Here is a 19,824-nt window from a genome sequence, read left to right as displayed (position 1 = left end):
CGCGTGCCAGCAACGACCTGTTAACCAAAAAGGTCGTTCATGGTCGCCCGCTCACATACCGTCGCTTTCCAAGGGGTCGAGGCCCGCCCCGTCGAGGTGCAATGCGCTGTCTCGCCGGGCCTGCCCGCTTTTTCCATCGTTGGCCTGCCCGACAAGGCCGTGTCCGAGGCCCGCGACCGCGTCCGTAGCGCGCTCAGTTCCATGGCGATCGCGCTACCGTCGAAACGCATCACCATCAATCTGTCACCTGCCGACCTGCCGAAAGAGGGCAGCCATTTCGACCTGCCCATCGCCGTCGCGCTGCTGTCTGCGCTCGAGATCATCCCCCCCGACGCCGCCGAAGGCGCGGTGTCACTGGGTGAACTGTCGCTGGACGGGTCGCTGGTTCCCGTGGTTGGCGCCCTGCCTGCGGCGATGACTGCCGCCGCCGAAGACCGAGCACTGCTCTGCCCCAAAGCCTCCAGCGCAGAGGCCGCATGGGTCGACGCCACGCAGGTAATAGGGGCCGGATCGTTGGGGGATGTGGTGCGACATTTCTCAGGCCAGGCCCCGTTATCCGCCGCCCAACCCGGCGAGGTCAGCCTTGCACCGAGCGCCCGCGACCTGCGGGATGTGAAAGGACAGGAACGGGCCAAACGCGCGCTCGAGATCGCCGCCGCCGGGCGACATCACCTGATCATGATCGGCACGCCGGGGTCGGGGAAATCCATGCTGGCCGCACGTTTGCCCGGAATTCTGCCGCCGCTGACCCCGGCCGAGGCGCTGGAAACCTCGATGATCCAATCGCTTTGCGGCTTGCTGGACGAAGGCGGCATCAGCCGCACCCGTCCGTTTCGGGAACCGCACCACACCGCTTCGATGGCTGCAATCGTTGGCGGTGGAAAAGGCGCGAAACCGGGGGAAATTTCTCTGGCCCACAACGGTGTGCTGTTCATGGACGAATTCCCGGAATTCCCGCGCACAGTTCTGGAAACCCTGCGCCAACCGATCGAGACGGGCGAGGTCATGGTCGCCCGGGCCAATGCGCATGTGAAGTATCCCTGTCGTTTTATGTTGGTGGCCGCCGCCAACCCTTGCAAATGCGGTTATCTGACGGACCCCGCCCGCGCCTGTTCCCGCGCACCGGTCTGTGGCGAGGATTATTTGGGCCGCATTTCGGGCCCACTGATGGACAGGTTTGATCTGCGCCTCGAAGTGCCGCCAGTCGGTTTTACCGATCTTGATCTGCCCCCATCCGGCGACAGTTCGGCCACTGTTGCCGCGCGCGTGGAACAGGCACGTGCTGTTCAGGCGCAGAGGTTCGAGGGCACATCGACCCGACAGAACGCGGATGTGGAAGGTGCCGTTCTGGAAGAAATCGCAGCGCCAGACGCCGAAGGCAAAGAATTGCTGTTGAAGGCCGCTGAACGGTTTGGCCTATCCGCGCGCGCCTTTCACCGTATTTTGCGGGTGGCGCGCACGATTGCCGATCTGGACGGGGCACCGGATGTAAAACGGCCCCATGTGGCTGAGGCGCTGAGCTTTCGCGTCAGCGCACAAGCCGCGTCTTAGACCTTGGCCTCAATTGCCTGCCAGATTTTTTCAGCGATGTTGACGCCGTCAAACCGCTCTAGCTCCTGAATGCCGGTGGGTGAGGTCACGTTGATCTCGGTCAGGTAATCGCCGATTACGTCGATCCCAACAAAAATCTGGCCTTTCTCCTTCAGCAACGGCCCAATCGCGGCGCAAATTTCAAGATCGCGCTCGGACAGGCCGATCTTTTCAGGACGCCCGCCGACATGCATGTTTGACCGGGTTTCGCCTGCCGCCGGAACACGGTTGATCGCGCCAACCGGCTCTCCATCCACCAAAATGACACGCTTGTCGCCATTGCTGACGTCAGGCAGGAACTTCTGAACGATCAGCGGTTCGCGCGAGAACCCGGTGAACAGTTCATGCAGCGACGTCAGATTGCGATCATTTGCATCCAACCGGAACACGCCCGCGCCACCGTTGCCGTAAAGTGGTTTTAGGATGATATCATCGTGCTTTTCCTTGAACGCCTTAATCGTCTGCAAATCCCGAGCGATGGTTGTGGGCGGGGTCAGTTCCGGGAATTCCAGCACCAGCAGCTTTTCGGGATAGTTTCGCACCCAAAACGGATCATTGACCACCAGCGTTTGCCCTTTGAGGCGATCCAGCAAATGCGTCGACGTGATGTAATGCATGTCGAACGGAGGGTCTTGCCGCAGCCAGACAACATCAAACTCGGCCAGATCAACCTCACGCTCGGAGCCCAGCTCGGCCGGGTTCCCGGCAATCCGCTGCACCGTCATGTCCTGACCGCGCGCCGTTATGCGACCTTCCTGATAGGCCAGTTGATCCGGCCCATAGAAAAACAGGGAATGGCCGCGCTTCTGTGCTTCTTCCGCAAGGCGGAAGGAACTGTCGGCATTGATATCCACGGCCCCGATCGGGTCCATCTGAAAGGCGATTTTCATGGCGTGTCCCTCAGTTTCACGCCAGATACATGGCCCAGCGCGCCCAAGGGTTCAATGGGTGTCAGTCCTGACCAAAGGCGTTTTCAATAATTTGAACAGCGCCCGAGGCATCCACCAGCGCCGCGTCGAACCGAACATTAGTGAGTTGACCACCCGGTTCATTCTCCAGAAATTGCGCGGCAGAGGCGCAAATGCGGCTCATCTGTCGGCGATTGATCCGAGCGGCAGCCATTTCAAAGCTTTGGCTTTTCTTGACCTCGACGAAAACCAGCCCTTTGGCGTCTCGGGCGATCAGGTCGATTTCCCCGCCCGCGCCACGCCAACGACGATGCAGGATGGTGAATCCGCGACGCTCGTAATCTGTCGCCACTCGCAATTCCGCAGTCTGCCCCGCGTGAAAAGACACAGAGCTTTGCACGGATCGCCTAGACATTTCACCCCTTTCCCAGCTTCAATGCCTTCTGGTAGATCGGTCGGCGCGGCAACTTGTACATTTCAGATACAAGGTCAGCAGCATCGCGCACTGAATGCGTCTCCAAGGCACGTTTCAATGCCTCTTCTACGTCAGATTCGTTAACGGTTTCCGAATGCCCGCGATCCACCAGCAGAACAATTTCGCCTTTGACGGTTTGCCCCGCGATCTCGGTTGCAAGCGTGCCCAGCGTGCCGCGCCGAACCTCTTCGAATTTCTTAGTCAACTCGCGGCACATTGCGGCCTGCCTATCCCCTCCCAGAACATGTGCCAGATCCGCCAAAGATGCGGCCACACGTTTTGGCGATTCGTAGAACACCAGCGTTCCGGGCACATCCCTTAACGCTTCGATCCGTGTTCGGCGTGCACCCGACGCGTTCGGCAGAAACCCTGCGAAAAAGAACGCGTCTGTCGGCAGGCCTGCAAGGGTCAGGGCCATCAACGCAGCAGAAGGACCCGGTGCACAAGTCACCATATGGCCGGCCTCAGCCGCCTGTTTTCCCAGATCATAACCCGGATCGGCGATCAGCGGCATCCCGGCCTCGGACGCATAGACCACCGACTGACCGGCCTGCAGCGCGTCCAGTATCTTACCCCGCGCACCTACGCCGCTGTGATCGTGGTAGGCCAGTATCCGACGCCCGTCCAACGGAACTCCGTGGATCTCCATTAGCCGCCGCAGACTGCGCGTGTCCTCGGCCGCGATCATGTCTGCCGAAGCCAGCAGATCCAACGCCCTGAGCGTAATATCGCGCGCCGTTCCGATCGGAGTGGCAACAAAATACAGGCCCGCGCCCAATCTGACTTTTTGGTGATTCAAAGCTGGACCCTCACAGCGTGACGTTTATTATTGCGGCATAACAGACTTGCGGTACTCCAAGCCGCCGGGACAGGGAGTTTTCATTTAGATGTTTATCCATTGCAAGCCCGTTCGCAAACTGGCGAAAACCGCCGCCGTGCTGGCAACTGCCGCATTTCTGGCTGCCTGTGAGACAGGTAATCTGGGTGGTGGACCATCAATCAATACCTCCGCGCCTGTTCCTGTTGCCCTTCTGGTGCCCGCAGGTTCACCCCAGTCTGGTGACGCAGCATTGGCACGCAGCCTTGAAAACGCCGCGCGCCTTGCAATGGCCGACCTGCAAAACGTGACGATTGATCTGCGGGTCTACGATACACAAGGCAGTTCCAACACCGCCGCCGAGGTCGCACAGCGCGCTGTGGCAGACGGGGCGAAAATCATCCTTGGCCCCGTTTACGCGCAGGCGGCAAACTCTGCCGGGCTTGCTGTCCTGAACAATAACGTCAACGTGCTGTCTTTCTCGAACAATACCAGCATCGCGGGTGGAAATGTCTTTGTTCTGGGCCCGACGTTCCAGAATACGGCCAATCGCCTTGTGAACTTCGCCGGTACGCAGGGAAAAACCGGTGCCGTGATCGTCCACAGCAATGACGCCGCAGGTCAGCTTGGCCAGTCGGCGATCGCCAATGCGCTAAGCAGCAGCCGGGTTAACAACGCCGGTACGGTCGCATATGACCGCTCACAGCAAGGTGTCATCAACTCGGTACCCACGATCAAGGCCACGGTCGATGCGTCAGGCGCCGATTCCATCTTTTTGACCGCAACCACAGCGGGGGCATTGCCGCTGTATTCGCAATTGCTGCCCGAAGCTGGTGTTTCGCCTGCAACGACGCAGTTTATGGGTCTGACGCGCTGGGACATCCCCGCCCAGACGCTTGAGCTGCCGGGCGTGCAAGGCGGGTGGTTTGCGCTGCCCGATCCATCCAAGGCACAAGCCTATCGCCAGCGCTATAACAATACCTATGGCGAAGCGCCGCATCCGATCAGCGGCCTGGCCTATGACGGCATCGCGGCGATCGCTGCGTTGGTCAGCCAAGGTAAGTCGAATGCGCTGACAGCGTCGGCACTAACACAAAATGCCGGTTTCCAAGGTGTTGGCGGAATTTTCCGCCTACGCTCGGACGGTACGAACGAACGCGGTCTGGCTGTCGCCACGATCCAGAATAAACAGGTAGTAGTGATTGACTCCGCCCCACAAAGCTTCTCTGGCGCTGGCTTCTGATCGGCCCGCGCTGACCCTCGTTCCGCGCGGCGAACTGATATGCCCGGCTGATGACATATTCGACAGTGACTCTGTTATGGCGCAACTGTCGGAGGCCTTCAAAAAGACATCGGAAAACGCCGCACGGCGCAATGAAACCGTGCGAATACTGCGCGATGCCCAAAAAGCCGGGCGTCAGGCCATTGCCGACGCATTTGCCAAACGTCCCTTCGATGCGCGTCCGCTGACCCGTTCTTATACCTACCTGACCGACGGTCTGGTCTGCACTGCCATGCAAGTGGCAAGCCTGGACCTGCATCCGCTGGCCACCCCGACACAGGGTGAAAAGATTGCCGTACTGGCGGTGGGGGGATATGGGCGCGGTGAAATGGCCCCGGCATCAGACGTCGATCTTCTGTTCCTGACCCCCTACAAGATTACCGCCTGGGCCGAGAGCGTGATCGAGTCCATGCTCTATATCCTCTGGGACCTGCGGCTAAAGGTCGGGCATTCCTCACGCACCATCAAAGACTGCCTGCGGCTTGGCGGCGACGATTTCACGATTCGTACCGCGATGCTGGAACAGCGTTATCTGGCAGGTGACGAAACGCTTGCCGGCGATCTGACAAAACGGCTGCGCGAAGATCTATTCAAGGGCACCGAGCGTGCCTTCATCGAAGCCAAACTACAGGAACGTGACGAGCGACACATAAAGCAAGGCCAGCGCTACATGGTCGAGCCCAACGTGAAGGAAGGTAAAGGCGGGCTTCGGGATCTTCAGTCTTTGTATTGGATCGCCAAATACATCTACGGCGTACAGGATGTGGCCGAGTTGGTGCCCCTTGGTCTGTTCACGCCGGACGAATTCGCCACCTTTGTTCAGGCCGAAGATTTTCTGTGGGCAGTGCGTTCCCACCTGCATCTGGTGACGGGACGGGCCACTGAACAACTGACCTTCGATTTGCAAGTCGAAGTGGCCGATCGCATGGGGTACGAAGACAGGGCCGGACGCCGCGGCGTAGAAGTGTTCATGCAGCGCTATTTCCGCGAGGCCACGAAAGTCGGGGAACTGACGCGTATTTTCCTGACCAAACTGGAAGCAAGCCACATGAAAGGTGCGGCTTTGCTTGAACGTATTCTGCGTCGCCGCCCCCGGGTCAAACCCGGCTTTCGCGTCGTTCACGGTCGACTGAACGTCGCCGACCCGGACCAGTTCCTTGTCGACAAGCTGAACATGCTGCGCCTCTTTGAAGAGGGGTTGCGCACCGGAATGTTGATCCATCCCGACGCGATGCGACTGGTTACCGCGAACTTGCATCTGATCGACGAGGACATGCGCGAAAACAAGGAAGCCCAGCGCATTTTCCTTGATCTGATGCTGAAGCACGGAAACCCTGAACGGGCCTTGCGCCGAATGAACGAACTGGGGGTTCTGTCTGCTTTCCTGCCGGAATTCGAACACATCGTCGCAATGATGCAGTTCAACATGTATCACAGCTATACGGTGGATGAGCACACCATCCAGTGCATCGTAAACCTTGCCCAGATCGAGCGCGGTGAGTTGGTGGAATCCCTACCGTTGGCCTCGTCAATCCTGAAAGAGGGCATTAATCGCAAGGTCCTGTATGTGGCGCTGCTGTTGCATGACATTGCCAAGGGACGGCCCGAAGATCATTCTATCCTTGGCGCGCAGATTGCCCGCAAGGTCGCGCCCCGTTTGGGGCTGAACAAGAAGGATGCGGAAACCGTCGAATGGTTGGTGCGGTATCACCTGTTGATGTCCGACATGGCGCAAAAGCGCGATATTTCGGACCCGCGCACGGTAAGGGATTTTGCCAAGGCGGTGAAAACGGTTAAGCGGCTGGACCTGCTGACGGTTCTTACAGTCTGCGATATCCGCGGTGTGGGGCCGGATACCTGGAACAACTGGAAAGCAACTCTGCTGCGGGCCCTGCACGCCGAAACAAAGCGCGCACTTGAGACAGGAATGGAAGACCTTAACCGTGCCAATCGCGGTGCGGGCGCCAAGAAAGCGTTGCGCGCGAAACTGGCCGAATGGTCAAAGGGTGACCTGAAGACGGAAACTGCTCGGCACTATGACCCCTATTGGCAAGGTCTGCACCTTTCAACGCATGTCGAGTTCGCCGAGATGCTTAGGGACCTTGATCGCAACGGGGATTCAGGCGGGATGGAAATCCGCCTGCACCCGGACGAAGATCGGGATGCAACGCGTGCCTGTTTTGCCATGGGCGACCACCCGGGTATCTTTGCGCGTATTGCGGGGGCGCTGGCTTTGGTCGGAGCAAACGTGGTCGATGCACGCAGCTATACCACCAAGGACGGATATGTGACCGACGCGTTCTGGATTCAGGATGCCGAGGGACGCCCGTTCGAGTCCAGCCGACTGCCGCGCCTGACGCAGATGATCCACAAAACGCTTAAGGGTGAAGTGGTCGCGCGCGATGCCCTGAAAACCCGCGACAAGATCAAGAAGCGTGAGCGCGCATTTAACGTGCCCACCCATATCATCTTCGACAATGACGGGTCCGAGATTTACACAATCATCGAAGTGGATACGCGCGACCGCCCCGGCCTACTGTATGATCTGGCCCGCACGCTGGCCGCCGCCAATGTCTATGTGGCAAACGCCGTGATCGCGACCTATGGCGAGCAGGTGGTCGATACCTTCTATGTCAAAGACATGTTCGGGCTGAAATACCACTCGGAAGGCAAACAGCGCACACTGGAGGCCAAGCTGCGCAAAGCCATCACCGAGGGCGCCAAGCGCGCAGCCTCATGAAGCAGATCCGGCTGTTTTCGGGCCTGTTCACGGTCGGGTTCTGGACCCTCACCAGTCGGATATTGGGGTTTCTGCGTGAAATTCTGCTTACGGCCTATATCGGGCCGGGGCCAGTGATGGACGCGTTTGTCGCCGCATTTCGCCTGCCAAACATGTTCCGCCGATTCTTCGCCGAAGGTGCATTCAACGCCGCGTTTGTGCCGATGTTCTCGAAACGACTGGAGGGCGAAGAGGACGCGCAGGGCTTTGCACAGGATGCCTTCAACCTGCTTGCGGCGGCGGTGATGGCACTGGTCGGGCTTGCAATGGTTTTCATGCCCGCTCTGGTCTGGGTAACGGCCGAAGGGTTTTACGGCGATGAACGGTTCGATCTGGCGGTCGACTACGGTTATGTGCTGTTCCCATACATCCTTTTCATGTCATTGGCCGCGTTGTTTTCGGGCGTTTTGAACGCTACAGGCCGGTTTGCGGCTGCTGCGGCCGCGCCGGTTCTTCTAAATGTCTTTGCCTGTGCCGCTCTGATCGCCGGGGCCATGTCCGGCGGGGAAGTGATCCGCTGGCTAATCGCCGTAATCCCGCTGGCCGGTATTGCGCAACTGGCGTTGGTCTGGGTCGCGACCGAGCGTGCCGGATTCAGCATTCGCCCCGGGCTACCAAAACTCAGCCCCGAGATGCGGCGGATGGTGCGCATCGCTGTTCCTGCGGCGCTCGCCATGGGGGTGACGCAGGTCAACCTTGTGGTGGGACAGCTTGTGGCGTCCAAGACGGAAAAGGCCGTTAGTTGGCTATTTGCAGCCGACCGCCTGTACCAGTTGCCCTTGGGCGTCGTCGGCATCGCTGTTGGCATTGTCCTGCTGCCTGACCTGTCACGACGCCTGCGCGCCGATGACAAGGACGGCGCACGCAACGCGTTCTCGCGCGCGGGAGAGTTCACGCTGCTGCTGACGATCCCGTCGACCGTGGCTTTCGTGATCATTCCGAATCCGTTGGTTTCAGTCCTGTTCGAACGCGGTCAATTTAGCGCCGAAGACACGGCGGCGACGGCCCTTGCCGTCGCGATTTACGGAATTGGGCTGCCCGCCTTCATGCTGCAAAAGCTGCTGCAACCTTTGTTCTTTGCGCGCGAGGACACGCGGTCGCCCTTTCACTATGCGGTGGTCGCCATGATCATCAACGCTGGGCTGGCCTTTGGGCTGTATCCGGTGGTGGGATGGATTGCGCCTGCGATCGCGGCCTCGGTCGCAGGCTGGGCCATGGTCGGGCTGCTGATTATCGGGGCACGGCGCATGGGGGAAGAAGCCCGGTTTGATGACCGTTTCAAACATCGTGCGTGGCGCATCATGGCTGCGTCTGCCGGGATGGGCGTTGTGCTTTTCGCCGCCATTCACCTGTTTGGCTGGGCGTTTCACGTACCCGGCTGGCGGTATCTTGCATTGATGCTGCTGATCTTGGTTGCCGCCGTCACGTATTTCTTTCTTGGTCACCTAATGGGCGCTTTCAAGGTGTCTGAGTTCAAGACAGCTTTGCGCCGGTCGTGATCAATCCCGCCGTATACGCCCCACGATCCGCGCCCAGCCACCCGGAGCCAGAAAAAACGACAGGCCAAAGCCGGTGGCAAACCCACCCAGATCAGCGACCCAATCCAGCGTTCCGCCAAATAGAAGGCCGAACAGCAACTGAATGCCCATCAACACCGCAATCAGGCTGAAGGCGCGCGACTGGTTCTCTCCGACCAGCGACAGCTTTCGCCACAAAATCCACGTGAACGCTCCAATCAGGCCGTAGACCGGGGGGAATCCTCCGACCAGCGGATATTGCGGATCAAGCGGCACGGCATAGATCAGTGCGCCGCCGATACCGGACAGCACAAAGATTACCAGCATCTGCACGCTGCCAAACACTTCGGCCACCATCTTTCCCATGGCCAACACAAAGACACAGACAAAGACGGCCTGGGTGAAATTGGCCGACACGAACGGATAGGTCACGAAACGGATCAGATGTTCGAAAGGCCACCGGCCATTCTCAACCATCCAGTCAAAGATGTCGGGCGAAAACGAATACTGCTGCAACGCGTCCAGCCGCCAACCAACAGCAGACGGCCCTCCGACCAGCCCGCGTGAGCCCAGCATAAAGATCAGCTCGATCCCGAAGATGAACAGAACCAACGCCACCACAACGGGCGGCAGAGGGTTCACGGCTGGCGTATAATGCTCACTGCTCATTGGGCTGGCCTTTCGCGGCTGTTGACGTCCCTTGACCTCATGGGTAAGCGACGGGGGCTGATTTTTCCAGACGGGAGTTCCCTTCGATGACCGAAACCCAGTTCACACCGCGCGTGTTTTCCGGCATCCAGCCTTCGGGAAACCTGCACCTTGGTAACTATCTGGGTGCGCTCAAGCGTTTTGTGGATATGCAGGGCGAAGATTACGAGACCATCTATTGCATGGTCGACCTGCACGCGATCACCGTCTGGCAAGACCCCGCCCGTCTGCGTGAAAAAACCCGCGAGGTTTGCGCCGGTTTCATCGCCGCCGGGCTGGACCCCGAGAAATCTATCCTGTTCAACCAAAGTCAAGTGCCCGAGCACACGCAACTGGCGTGGATTTTCAACTGTATCGCTCGCATGGGCTGGATGCAGCGGATGACGCAGTTCAAGGACAAGGCGGGCAAGAACGCACAGAACGCTTCGCTTGGCCTGTTTGCTTATCCGGCGCTGATGGCGGCGGACATTCTGACTTACCACGCAACGCACGTGCCAGTGGGTGAGGATCAAAAGCAGCATCTGGAGCTGACCCGCGACATCGCGATCAAGTTCAACCATGACTATGGTGTCGAGTTCTTCCCAGTGACCGAGCCCGTGATCGGTGGCCCCGCGCCGCGCGTGATGAACCTGCGGGACGGGTCGCGTAAGATGTCCTCCTCGGACCCGTCGGACATGACGCGGATCAACATGACTGATGACGCTGACGCCATTGCCAAGAAAATCCGCAAGGCCAAGACGGACCCGGATGCCCTGCCCTCAGAAGTTGACGGCCTGTCGGAAAGACCCGAAGCGCGCAATCTGGTGAATATCTACGCGGCCCTCAGCGACCAAACCGCCGAGCAGGTTCTGGCCGAGGTTGGCGGCAAGCAGTTCGGAGAATTCAAGCCCATGCTGGCGGAATTGGCTGTGTCGAAACTGGCCCCGATCTCGTCCGAGATGGCGCGACTGATGGGTGAAGAGGCCGAGATTGATCGCATTTTGGCCAATGGCGCGGAAAAAGCACGCGCGATTGCCGCCCCGATCCTGCAGCAGACCTACGACATCGTGGGCATGGTCGGCGCAAAACAGGGCTGATTGCGCTGGACGTTGCCGTTGCGTCTTCCTAGGTTTGCCGCAAAGCTTGGGAGGGCGTCATGGCAGTCGGCAAAAACATCCGTACCTATTTCGAAGGTCAATGGCATGACAGGGACGCGCCGATCATGCGTGCGGCTGATCACGGTGCATGGCTGGGATCGTCAGTCTTTGACGGGGCGCGGTATTTCGATGGGCTGGCACCCGACCTTCAGGCCCATTGCGCCCGCGTGAACCGCTCGGCCGAGGCGCTGATGCTGACACCGACAGTGACGACAGATCAGATGGTCGAGATCGTGCGCGAAGGTCTTGAAAGCTATGCGCACGGCTCTGCCGTTTATATCCGCCCGATGTACTGGGGCATCGACGGGGACGCGACCGCGATTGTCCCGCAGGAAAACAGCACCGGCTTTGCCATCTGTCTGGAAGAAATTCCGATGGCCCCCGAGACCGCCTCAGCAACGCTGGGATACACGCGCTTCCGCCGTCCGGTTCTGGAATCAGCCGTTGTGAACGCCAAGGCGGGCTGCCTTTACCCGAACAATGCGAGGATGCTGCAAGAGGTCCGGTCCAAGGGCTTTGCAAATGCCCTGGTGGCTGACGCTCTTGGGCATGTAGCTGAAACCGCTACTGCCAATATCTTCATGGTTCGTGACGGCGAGGTCTTCACCCCCACCCCCAATGGCACTTTCCTTGCCGGGATCACGCGCGCGCGCCACATCGAAAACCTGCGTGCCGATGGCGTGACCGTGCACGAATCCGTCCTGACCTTTGATGATTTCCATAAGGCTGATGAAGTCTTCATGACCGGCAACATGAGCAAGATCACCCCGGTCACGGCGCTGGAGGATACGCAATATCAGGTGGGGCCCATCGCCCGACGTGCGCGCGAGCTGTATTGGGATTGGGCGGCCAGCACGCGTTAGGCATCGGTTGCCAGCGCGCATCAGGTCGGGCATGATCGCCCGAAATGAATGAGGACACCCATGCGTAAGTTCCTGGTCGTATTGGATGACAGCCGCGAATGCCTGAACGCGATGCGGTTTGCAGCGATGCGTGCGGCCCATACGGGCGGCGGTGTGACGATCCTATCGGTCATCCCCCCCGATGAATTCAACCATTGGATCGGTGTGGCCGAAGTGATGCGCGAGGAAGCCCGCGAACGTATCCACGCCCATTACGAGGTATTCGCGAAGTGGATGCGCGACAAACAGGGTGTCGACCCGGAACTGGCCATTCGCGAAGGCGAACCGGTGGCGCAGATCATAGAACATGTACAGTCCGACCCCGAGATCGGCGTGCTGGTGCTGGGCGCTGGTGTCGAAAAGAAAGGCCCCGGGCCATTGGTAACTCAACTCACCAAGAATTCTGGCAGCATGCCCATTCCGATCACGATTGTTCCCGGCGATCTAAGCAAGGAAAAGCTGGAAGAAATCACCTGAGGCCTAACCATGCCGCATAGCATTCAGTTCTGGTTCGAATACGCTTCGACCTATTCTTACCTCAGTGCGATGCGTATCGAGGACGTCGCGACCAGCCACGGGGTCACTGTCGAATGGCAGCCTTTTCTGCTGGGGCCGATTTTCGCGTCGCAGGGTTGGGATAATTCTCCGTTCAACCTGTACCCGGCCAAGGGCCGCTACATGTGGCGCGACATGGAACGACTGACGGCGCAGCGAAACTTGCCCTTCCAAAAACCCAATCCATTTCCACAAAACGGCTTGAAGGCGGCGCGGCTTACGTTGGCCATCGAAGATCACGCGCAAAGAGCCGCGTTCAGCCGCGCAGTTTATTCGGCAGAGTTTGCAAATGGGCAAAACATCGCGGACGACGCTGTATTGCGCGCATGCCTTGCCGAAGCCGGATTATCGCAGGACCTGCTTGACAAGACGCAGGACCCCGCAGTCAAGGCCGCGCTTATAACACAGACAAAAACAGCGCAGGATAATGGGCTGTTTGGCGCCCCCAGCTTTCTGGTGGACGGGGAACTGTTTTGGGGGGATGATCGGTTGGAGGATGCGGTCAGGTTTGCCACCACAATTTAGAACGGTTCCAAATCTTGACTTCCTGCGCACGGACCCGCATATCATGAGCAACGAAAACGGAGCCGCGCCATGTTCATCCAGACCGAATCCACGCCGAACCCTGCAACGCTGAAATTCCTGCCCGGCCAAACCGTGCTGGAGGTTGGCACCGCAGACTTTCCAACAGCGGAAGCGGCAGAAAAATCGCCTCTGGCGAGCCGTATCTTTACCGTTGATGGCGTGACTGGCGTTTTCTTTGGCAACGATTTCGTGACCGTCACCAAATCGGATGACGTGCAGTGGGACCATATCAAACCGGCCATTCTTGGCGCGGTCATGCAGCACTATCAATCCGGCCAGCCGGTCATGGCGTCGGACGCGACCACAGCTTCTGGCCATGCAGAACACACCGGTGAAGATGCTGAGGTTGTGAACCAGATCAAAGACCTTCTGGACAGCCGCGTTCGGCCTGCCGTGGCGCAAGATGGGGGCGACATTACCTTCCACGGATTTGACCGGGGCGTGGTCTATCTGCACATGCAAGGTGCCTGCGCGGGCTGCCCTTCCTCGACCCTGACGTTGAAAATGGGGATCGAGAACCTTCTGCGCCACTACATTCCCGAAGTGACCGAGGTTCGCCCAGTTGCCGTCTGAACCGGTTATTCTGGCTTTCGACACATCGGCCGCGCATTGCGCGGCCGCTTTGTTGCAGGGCGACCACATTGTCACGTCAAAGGTCGAGGTTATGACCCGCGGCCAGGCCGAACGCCTCATGCCATTACTGGAAGAGGTTCTTGCAGAAGCTGGGCGCACATGGGGTGATCTGTCCGCGATTGGCGTCGGGATCGGGCCGGGCAATTTCACTGGTATTCGGATTTCAGTTTCTGCTGCGCGCGGGCTGGCCCTTGGTCTGGGGGTTCCCGCAGTCGGTGTGTCGGGCTTCGAGGCACTATGTGCGGATTTTCAGGACAGAATTCCGGCAATCCGCGCGCCGCGAGATCAGGTATATATCTCGACCCCGGAAACCGGTCCCACGCTACAAACTCTGGAATCCGCAGAATCACTTGGCCCGCTGGCCTTCAATGATGACGCCAATCAACAGGTCCGGGCCATCGCACGCATCGCGGCGCATCGGTGGCGAACTGTAACTGAACCTCCGGCACCTCTTTACATAAGGTCGGCCGATGCCGCCCCTTCACGGGACGTTCCACCGGCATTGCTGGACGAATGACACCGGAAGAGCTGGCCGAAACTCATGTGGCGGCGTTCACGCAATCCCGCCCGTGGACGGCTGCCGAATTTGCCGACCTGCTGTCAAACCGGTTCACGCATGTCGTTGGAAATTCAAAATCTTTCGCTCTGTTTCAGGTGATCGCGGACGAAGCGGAATTGATCACCATTGCAACGCACCCCACACTTCAGCGTCAGGGGCTGGCAAAACTGCGTATGAACGAATGGCACACCAAAGCCAAAAATTTAGGCGCATCCCGTTCGTTTCTGGAAGTAGCCAAGAACAACTCTCCTGCGATCGCTCTTTATGAGCAGATCGGATACCGCCCCTGCGGGTTGCGCAAAGGGTATTACCAGCAGGAAAACAATAATAAAATTGATGCCGTTGTCATGGAATTCACCCTGACCTGACATCAGGCAGCGAATTAATTCGACCAGATGGTCAAAAATCTGTTGACCACGGCTGTTGCAAACGTCCTTAATTCCCGCCATCACAAGAGTTATGCTCGCTCATAGTGGGTAAACGGGGCTATTTTGGCTCCGACCGACAATAACAAACGGGAGTATGAAATGAGCCTGATGAAATCCTTGATGGGCGCTGCCGCCGCCGTCGCTCTGACTGCGGGTGCCGCATTGGCCGAACCGGCCCTGATCTTTGACCTGGGTGGCAAGTTCGACAAGTCGTTCAACGAAGCCGCACATAACGGCGCACAGCGTTGGGCCAACAAGACCGGCGGCACATACCGCGAGATTGAGCTTCAGTCCGAAGCGCAGCGCGAACAGGCCCTGCGCCGCTTTGCCGAAGCAGGCGCGAACCCGATCATCACCATGGGCTTTGCGATGGCCGACCCGCTTGCCGCCGTTGCAGGTGACTATCCGGACACCAAGTTCGTCGCTGTTGACGTGAACTGGCTGGATGCACCGAATATTCGTCAGGTCAGCTTTGCCGAGCATGAAGGCTCTTATCTGGTTGGCATGATGGCGGCCATGGCGTCTGAATCCGGGACTGTTGGTTTCATCGGTGGCATGGATATCCCGCTGATCCGTCACTTTGGCTGCGGCTACGCACAAGGTGCCAAGGCAGTGAATCCTGATATCGAAGTGGTTGCCAACATGACCGGCACCACCCCTGCCGCATGGAACGACCCGGTGAAGGGCTCGGAACTGACCAAGGCGCAGATCAGCCAGGGTGCTGACGTGATCTATGCAGCCGCAGGCGGTACCGGCGTGGGTGTTCTGCAAACCGCTGCCGACGAAGGCATCCTGTCGATCGGCGTGGACAGCAACCAGAACCACCTGCACCCGGGCAAGGTTCTGACTTCGATGCTGAAACGTGTGGACGTTGCGGTTTATGACGCAATGACCGCAGGCGAAAACGTCGAAACCGGCGTGTTCACCATGGGTCTTGCCGAAGACGGTGTTGGCGTCGCCATGGACGACAACAACAAGGAACTGGTCTCGGCACAGATGGCCGATGCTGTCGAAGCCGCGCGCAAGGGCATCATTGATGGCGACATCAATGTGGTTGCGTACTACGAGAACGACACCTGCCCGGCACTGCAGTTCTGATATCGCGCGAGGCGGGGGCTGACCTCCGCCTCGCACCCATTTTGCCGCGTTGTGCATCGCGGCCTTTCGGCAACCCAAGGACAAGACATGACCGTCCCCGCCATTGAGCTCAAAGGGATTTCCAAAGCCTTTGGGCCGGTTCAGGCCAATAAAGACATCTCGATCAGCGTTGCCCCCGGTACGATCCATGGGATCATCGGTGAAAACGGTGCGGGCAAATCCACGCTGATGAGCATCCTCTACGGCTTTTACAAAGCCGATAAGGGCGAGATCTGGATCAACGGTACCAAAACCGACATCCCAGACAGTCAGGCAGCGATCGCAGCCGGCATCGGGATGGTGTTCCAGCATTTCAAGCTGGTGGAAAACTTCACCGTTCTGGAAAACATCGTTCTGGGCGCCGAAGACGGCGGGCTGTTGGCCCCGTCGCTGTCAAAGGCGCGTAAGGAACTGAAAGCGCTTGAAGAAGAGTATGAACTATTCGTGGACCCTGACAAACGCATCGACGAGATCGGAGTGGGGATGCAGCAGCGTGTGGAAATCCTTAAGGCGCTGTATCGTCGGGCTGAAATTCTGATCCTGGATGAGCCTACGGGTGTGTTGACGCCGGCCGAAGCGGATCAATTGTTCCGCATTCTGGACCGCCTGCGTGCCGAGGGTAAAACCATTATCCTGATCACCCACAAGCTGCGCGAGATTATGGAGGCCACAGACACCGTTTCCGTGATGCGGCGCGGCCAGATGACGGCAACCGTCAAAACGGCCGAGACCAACCCACAGGAACTGGCCGAGCTGATGGTGGGCCGCAAGGTCCTGTTGCAGGTCGACAAGGTGCCCGCTCAACCGGGCAAACCCATTCTGGAAATCGAAAACCTGCGGGTCGTCGATGAGGCCGGTGTCGAACGCGTCAAGGGCATTGACCTGACCGTACGCGCAGGCGAGATCGTGGGCATCGCGGGTGTCGCCGGAAATGGCCAGTCCGAGTTGCTGGAGGTATTGGGCGGAATGCGCCCCGGCCTTGGTTCGATCAAGCTGAATGGCTCTCCTCTGGCGCTGAGTGGTGCTGGATCGGACGGGCAGGCCCGGCGCGCCCAACACATCGCCCATGTGCCCGAGGACCGTCAGCGCGAAGGTCTGATCATGGACTTCCACGCGTGGGAAAACGTGGCGTTCGGCTATCACCGGGACCCGGCGTATAAGCGCGGCATCTTCATGGATAACGCCGCCCTGCGCGCCGACACCGAGCGTAAGATCGAAAAATTTGACGTCCGGCCGCCAGATGGGTGGCTGGCCGCCAAGAATTTTTCGGGTGGTAACCAGCAAAAGATCGTCGTGGCCCGCGAAATCGAGCGCAACCCCGACCTGTTGCTGGTCGGTCAGCCCACGCGCGGCGTGGATATCGGCGCGATCGAGTTCATTCACAAACAGATTGTCGCCCTGCGTGATCAAGGAAAAGCAATCCTGCTGGTTTCTGTCGAACTGGAAGAGATATTCTCGCTGTCCGACCGGATCGCGGTGATGTTCGACGGACATATCATGGGTGAGCGTCTGCCCCATGAAACGGACGAAAAAGAACTGGGCCTGCTGATGGCCGGTGTTGCGGGAGAGGCCGCGTAATATGGATAAAATGCCCAAATGGGCCGACGTCATCCTGATCCCGCTGATCAGTCTGATATTGGCCGCAATCCTGTCGGCGCTGGTCATCCTCGCCATCGGAGAAAACCCTCTCGAGGCTGTAAACCTGATGGTCACCGGCGCGCTGGGGTCCACCTATGGCTGGGGCTACACCCTGTATTACGCGACCAACTTCATGTTCACCGGGTTGGCGGTGGCTGTCGCCTTTCACGCCCGGATGTTCAATATCGGCGGCGAAGGACAGGCCATGTTGGGCGGGCTGGGTGTTGCCATGGTCTGTCTGTATATTGACTGGCCACATTGGAGCATCGCGTTGCTGGCCGCATGTGTCGGCTCGGCGCTGTTTGGCGCGATGTGGGCTGCAATTCCGGCCTATCTGCAGGCAAAACGTGGCAGCCATATCGTGATCACCACGATCATGTTCAATTTCATAGCCGCTGCGTTTCTGAACTATATGCTGGTCAACGTGATGCGTCCGCAGGGCTCGCAAGACCCCGCGACAGCACGCTTCCCCGAAACTGTGCATCTTCCGACGTTCCAGTCGATGTTCTCGACCGCCGAGAATGCCCTGTTCCGCGGCGCGCCTGCGAATATCTCGTTCTTTGTGGCTTTGCTGGCCTGTGTCGTGGTCTGGGCGCTGATCTGGCGCACTCGGCTGGGATACGAAATCCGCGCCTACGGCCATTCCGAAACCGGTGCTGTTTATGCCGGGATTTCACCCGTGCGTATCACCATCATCGCGATGCTGATTTCGGGCGCGCTGGCCGGCATGATGGCCATCAACAACGTAATGGGCGAGGCCGAACGTCTGGTTCTGAACTCGACCGAGGGAGCAGGCTTCATCGGGATCGCTGTGGCTCTGATGGGTCGATCTCATCCGTTTGGCGTGTTCCTTGCAGCGCTCTTGTTCGGCTTTCTGTATCAGGGCGGCGCGGAACTGGCGTTGTGGACCTCGATCCCGCGTGAGCTGATTGTTGTTATCCAGGCCCTTGTGATCCTGTTCACCGGAGCACTGGACAACATGGTTCGGATGCCGCTTGAAAAGCTGTTCCTCAGCCTGCGGAAAGGAGCACAGTGATGGAGTTCTTTGTAACGCTCATCCAGGTCCTTGATTCCACCATCCGTCTGGCGACTCCCTTGCTGCTGGCATGTCTGGCAGGGCTTTATTCAGAGCGGGCGGGTATTTTTGACATCGGTCTGGAAGGCAAGATGCTGATGGCCGCCTTCTTTTCGGCTGCGGTGGCTGCCGTGACCGGCTCGGTCTGGCTGGGCCTTCTGGCGGGGATCGGGGCTTCGCTGATCCTGTCGGCGCTGCATGGCGTGGCCTCAATCACGTTTCGTGGCAATCAGCTTATTTCGGGGGTCGCCATCAACTTTCTGGCGTCGGGGCTGACTGTCCTAATCGCTCAAAGCTGGTTTCAGCAGGGCGGCCGCACTCCGTCGCTGTTTGGCGGCGGCCGTTTTGAGCCGATCAATTTCCCCTTCGCAGACGCCCTGAGCGACGTTCCCATTATCGGACCTATCTATTCCGAATTGCTGTCGGGGCACTCCATTCTTGTCTACGTGGCGTTCCTGTTGGTTCCTGCGACATGGTGGATTCTGTATCGCACCCGCTTTGGCCTGCGCCTGCGCGCTGTGGGTGAAAATCCTGCAGCGGTGGATACGGCCGGCGTTTCCGTTGTTGGCCTTCGGTTCGCAGCCGTCGCGATCTGCGGCGTTTTGTGTGGTATTGCCGGAGCGTATCTGGCCACCGCCCTACAGGCCGGGTTCGTCAAAGAGATGACAGCCGGGCGCGGCTTTATCGCACTGGCTGCGTTGATCTTTGCAAAATGGCGCCCGTGGCACGCGATGTGGGCCTGCCTGTTGTTCGGCCTGCTGCAGGCCGTGGCGTTGCGGTTCCAGAATATCGACCTTGGCGGTGTTGTCATTCCGGTTCAGGTCATGGACGCCCTGCCCTATATCCTGACCGTAGTCATTCTGGCCGGGTTTGTGGGCAAAGCAATCCCACCGCGCGCAGGTGGCGAGCCTTATGTGAAAGAGCGCTGATAAGTCCAGATATGGACATGTTTCAGTCCTGTTCGCTGCAGAGCGGCATGCAGAGTTGATTTTGCATGCCGCAAAGGTTCTAAAGAGGTATGCGCGTGTTTCCTATGATATCCGACCTCGAACAAAGACCCACCGGGGTCCGGGGCGCACTGGAACACAATTGGGAAAAGG

The 19,824-nt window shown here is 58.9% G+C and carries 19 protein-coding genes; 15 read left to right on the top strand and 4 right to left on the bottom strand.

Features of this window, described 5'->3' with window-relative positions; genetic code table 11:
- The first annotated feature begins 39 nt into the window (after positions 1–39).
- Positions 40–1,551, top strand: a complete 1,512-nt coding sequence (locus GOV87_RS11140; protein WP_171211792.1) for a YifB family Mg chelatase-like AAA ATPase — start codon at positions 40–42, stop codon at positions 1,549–1,551.
- Here the strand turns inward: GOV87_RS11140 and gshB are convergent.
- The 3 genes from gshB to rsmI all read right to left on the bottom strand — a co-directional run bounded on the left by gshB (position 1,548) and on the right by rsmI (position 3,772).
- On the bottom strand, positions 1,548–2,480 hold the full coding sequence (gshB, locus tag GOV87_RS11135) for a glutathione synthase (RefSeq protein WP_171211791.1): 933 nt from the start codon (positions 2,478–2,480) through the stop codon (positions 1,548–1,550). The genes GOV87_RS11140 and gshB overlap by 4 nt on opposite strands.
- Positions 2,481–2,541: 61 nt before the next feature.
- Positions 2,542–2,898 carry a YraN family protein gene (locus GOV87_RS11130; RefSeq protein ID WP_171211861.1) on the bottom strand — a complete coding sequence of 119 codons (357 nt, stop codon included), beginning with the start codon at positions 2,896–2,898 and terminating at the stop codon, positions 2,542–2,544.
- Positions 2,899–2,914: 16 nt separating this feature from the next.
- Positions 2,915–3,772 carry a 16S rRNA (cytidine(1402)-2'-O)-methyltransferase gene (rsmI, locus tag GOV87_RS11125; RefSeq protein WP_171211790.1) on the bottom strand — a complete coding sequence of 286 codons (858 nt, stop codon included), beginning with the start codon at positions 3,770–3,772 and terminating at the stop codon, positions 2,915–2,917.
- 88 nt (positions 3,773–3,860) lie between these two features.
- On the opposite strand from rsmI, the gene GOV87_RS11120 reads away from it, so the two are divergent.
- From GOV87_RS11120 to murJ, 3 genes are read left to right on the top strand one after another with little or no spacing between them, the layout of a single operon-like run.
- Positions 3,861–5,033 (top strand): penicillin-binding protein activator, encoded by a 1,173-nt coding sequence (locus GOV87_RS11120; protein WP_171211789.1) that lies wholly within the window; start codon positions 3,861–3,863, stop codon positions 5,031–5,033.
- A complete protein-coding gene (locus tag GOV87_RS11115) occupies positions 4,993–7,812 on the top strand; it encodes a [protein-PII] uridylyltransferase (protein ID WP_171211788.1) in 2,820 nt (939 codons plus the stop codon). Before GOV87_RS11120 ends, GOV87_RS11115 begins: the two co-directional genes overlap by 41 nt.
- Positions 7,809–9,350: a murein biosynthesis integral membrane protein MurJ gene (gene murJ / locus GOV87_RS11110; RefSeq protein WP_171211787.1), complete on the top strand. Its 1,542-nt coding sequence runs from the start codon at positions 7,809–7,811 to the stop codon at positions 9,348–9,350. The genes GOV87_RS11115 and murJ overlap by 4 nt, the downstream gene beginning before the upstream one ends.
- On the opposite strand, the gene GOV87_RS11105 is transcribed toward murJ, so the two are convergent.
- A complete protein-coding gene (locus GOV87_RS11105) occupies positions 9,351–10,037 on the bottom strand; it encodes a rhomboid family intramembrane serine protease (protein ID WP_171211786.1) in 687 nt (228 codons plus the stop codon).
- Positions 10,038–10,123: 86 nt separating this feature from the next.
- On the opposite strand from GOV87_RS11105, the gene trpS reads away from it, so the two are divergent.
- The 11 genes from trpS (at position 10,124) to GOV87_RS11050 (ending at position 19,653) form a co-directional block, all read left to right on the top strand.
- Positions 10,124–11,152: a tryptophan--tRNA ligase gene (gene trpS, locus GOV87_RS11100; RefSeq protein ID WP_171211785.1), complete on the top strand. Its 1,029-nt coding sequence runs from the start codon at positions 10,124–10,126 to the stop codon at positions 11,150–11,152.
- Positions 11,153–11,211: 59 nt separating this feature from the next.
- Entirely contained in the window at positions 11,212–12,075 is an 864-nt protein-coding gene (locus GOV87_RS11095) for a branched-chain amino acid aminotransferase (protein WP_171211784.1), read from the top strand.
- Between the two features lie 60 nt (positions 12,076–12,135).
- Positions 12,136–12,591 (top strand): universal stress protein, encoded by a 456-nt coding sequence (locus GOV87_RS11090; RefSeq protein ID WP_171122517.1) that lies wholly within the window; start codon positions 12,136–12,138, stop codon positions 12,589–12,591.
- A gap of 9 nt (positions 12,592–12,600) precedes the next feature.
- Positions 12,601–13,194, top strand: coding sequence for a 2-hydroxychromene-2-carboxylate isomerase (locus GOV87_RS11085; RefSeq protein ID WP_171211783.1), 594 nt, complete (start codon positions 12,601–12,603; stop codon positions 13,192–13,194).
- A gap of 69 nt (positions 13,195–13,263) precedes the next feature.
- Positions 13,264–13,827, top strand: a complete 564-nt coding sequence (locus tag GOV87_RS11080; protein ID WP_171124471.1) for a NifU family protein — start codon at positions 13,264–13,266, stop codon at positions 13,825–13,827.
- Positions 13,817–14,404, top strand: a complete 588-nt coding sequence (tsaB, locus tag GOV87_RS11075; RefSeq protein ID WP_171211782.1) for a tRNA (adenosine(37)-N6)-threonylcarbamoyltransferase complex dimerization subunit type 1 TsaB — start codon at positions 13,817–13,819, stop codon at positions 14,402–14,404. Before GOV87_RS11080 ends, tsaB begins: the two co-directional genes overlap by 11 nt.
- Positions 14,401–14,814: a GNAT family N-acetyltransferase gene (locus GOV87_RS11070; RefSeq protein WP_171211781.1), complete on the top strand. Its 414-nt coding sequence runs from the start codon at positions 14,401–14,403 to the stop codon at positions 14,812–14,814. The genes tsaB and GOV87_RS11070 overlap by 4 nt, the downstream gene beginning before the upstream one ends.
- 159 nt (positions 14,815–14,973) lie before the next feature.
- Positions 14,974–15,972, top strand: a complete 999-nt coding sequence (locus tag GOV87_RS11065; RefSeq protein ID WP_171124465.1) for a BMP family protein — start codon at positions 14,974–14,976, stop codon at positions 15,970–15,972.
- Between the two features lie 87 nt (positions 15,973–16,059).
- Entirely contained in the window at positions 16,060–17,589 is a 1,530-nt protein-coding gene (locus tag GOV87_RS11060) for an ABC transporter ATP-binding protein (RefSeq protein WP_171211780.1), read from the top strand.
- 1 nt (position 17,590) lies between these two features.
- Entirely contained in the window at positions 17,591–18,685 is a 1,095-nt protein-coding gene (locus GOV87_RS11055; RefSeq protein ID WP_171122531.1) for an ABC transporter permease, read from the top strand.
- A complete protein-coding gene (locus GOV87_RS11050; protein ID WP_171211779.1) occupies positions 18,685–19,653 on the top strand; it encodes an ABC transporter permease in 969 nt (322 codons plus the stop codon). Before GOV87_RS11055 ends, GOV87_RS11050 begins: the two co-directional genes overlap by 1 nt.
- Positions 19,654–19,824: the final 171 nt, after the last annotated feature.

Source organism: Ruegeria sp. HKCCA5426 (assembly GCF_013034585.1).
In the GTDB taxonomy this organism is placed as follows: Bacteria; Pseudomonadota; Alphaproteobacteria; order Rhodobacterales; family Rhodobacteraceae; genus Ruegeria.
Note: the sequence above shows the minus strand (reverse complement) of the source record. Positions and strands in the feature narration are given on the sequence as shown.

Coding starts and splice junctions, on each gene's coding strand:
- GOV87_RS11140 (WP_171211792.1), top strand. CDS start 40: ATGGTCGCCCGCTCACATACCGTCGCTTTCCAAGGGGTCGAGGCCCGC.
- gshB (WP_171211791.1), bottom strand. CDS start 2,480: ATGAAAATCGCCTTTCAGATGGACCCGATCGGGGCCGTGGATATCAAT.
- GOV87_RS11120 (WP_171211789.1), top strand. CDS start 3,861: ATGTTTATCCATTGCAAGCCCGTTCGCAAACTGGCGAAAACCGCCGCC.
- murJ (WP_171211787.1), top strand. CDS start 7,809: ATGAAGCAGATCCGGCTGTTTTCGGGCCTGTTCACGGTCGGGTTCTGG.
- GOV87_RS11105 (WP_171211786.1), bottom strand. CDS start 10,037: ATGAGCAGTGAGCATTATACGCCAGCCGTGAACCCTCTGCCGCCCGTT.
- trpS (WP_171211785.1), top strand. CDS start 10,124: ATGACCGAAACCCAGTTCACACCGCGCGTGTTTTCCGGCATCCAGCCT.
- GOV87_RS11095 (WP_171211784.1), top strand. CDS start 11,212: ATGGCAGTCGGCAAAAACATCCGTACCTATTTCGAAGGTCAATGGCAT.
- GOV87_RS11090 (WP_171122517.1), top strand. CDS start 12,136: ATGCGTAAGTTCCTGGTCGTATTGGATGACAGCCGCGAATGCCTGAAC.
- GOV87_RS11085 (WP_171211783.1), top strand. CDS start 12,601: ATGCCGCATAGCATTCAGTTCTGGTTCGAATACGCTTCGACCTATTCT.
- GOV87_RS11080 (WP_171124471.1), top strand. CDS start 13,264: ATGTTCATCCAGACCGAATCCACGCCGAACCCTGCAACGCTGAAATTC.
- GOV87_RS11070 (WP_171211781.1), top strand. CDS start 14,401: ATGACACCGGAAGAGCTGGCCGAAACTCATGTGGCGGCGTTCACGCAA.
- GOV87_RS11065 (WP_171124465.1), top strand. CDS start 14,974: ATGAGCCTGATGAAATCCTTGATGGGCGCTGCCGCCGCCGTCGCTCTG.
- GOV87_RS11060 (WP_171211780.1), top strand. CDS start 16,060: ATGACCGTCCCCGCCATTGAGCTCAAAGGGATTTCCAAAGCCTTTGGG.
- GOV87_RS11055 (WP_171122531.1), top strand. CDS start 17,591: ATGGATAAAATGCCCAAATGGGCCGACGTCATCCTGATCCCGCTGATC.
- GOV87_RS11050 (WP_171211779.1), top strand. CDS start 18,685: ATGGAGTTCTTTGTAACGCTCATCCAGGTCCTTGATTCCACCATCCGT.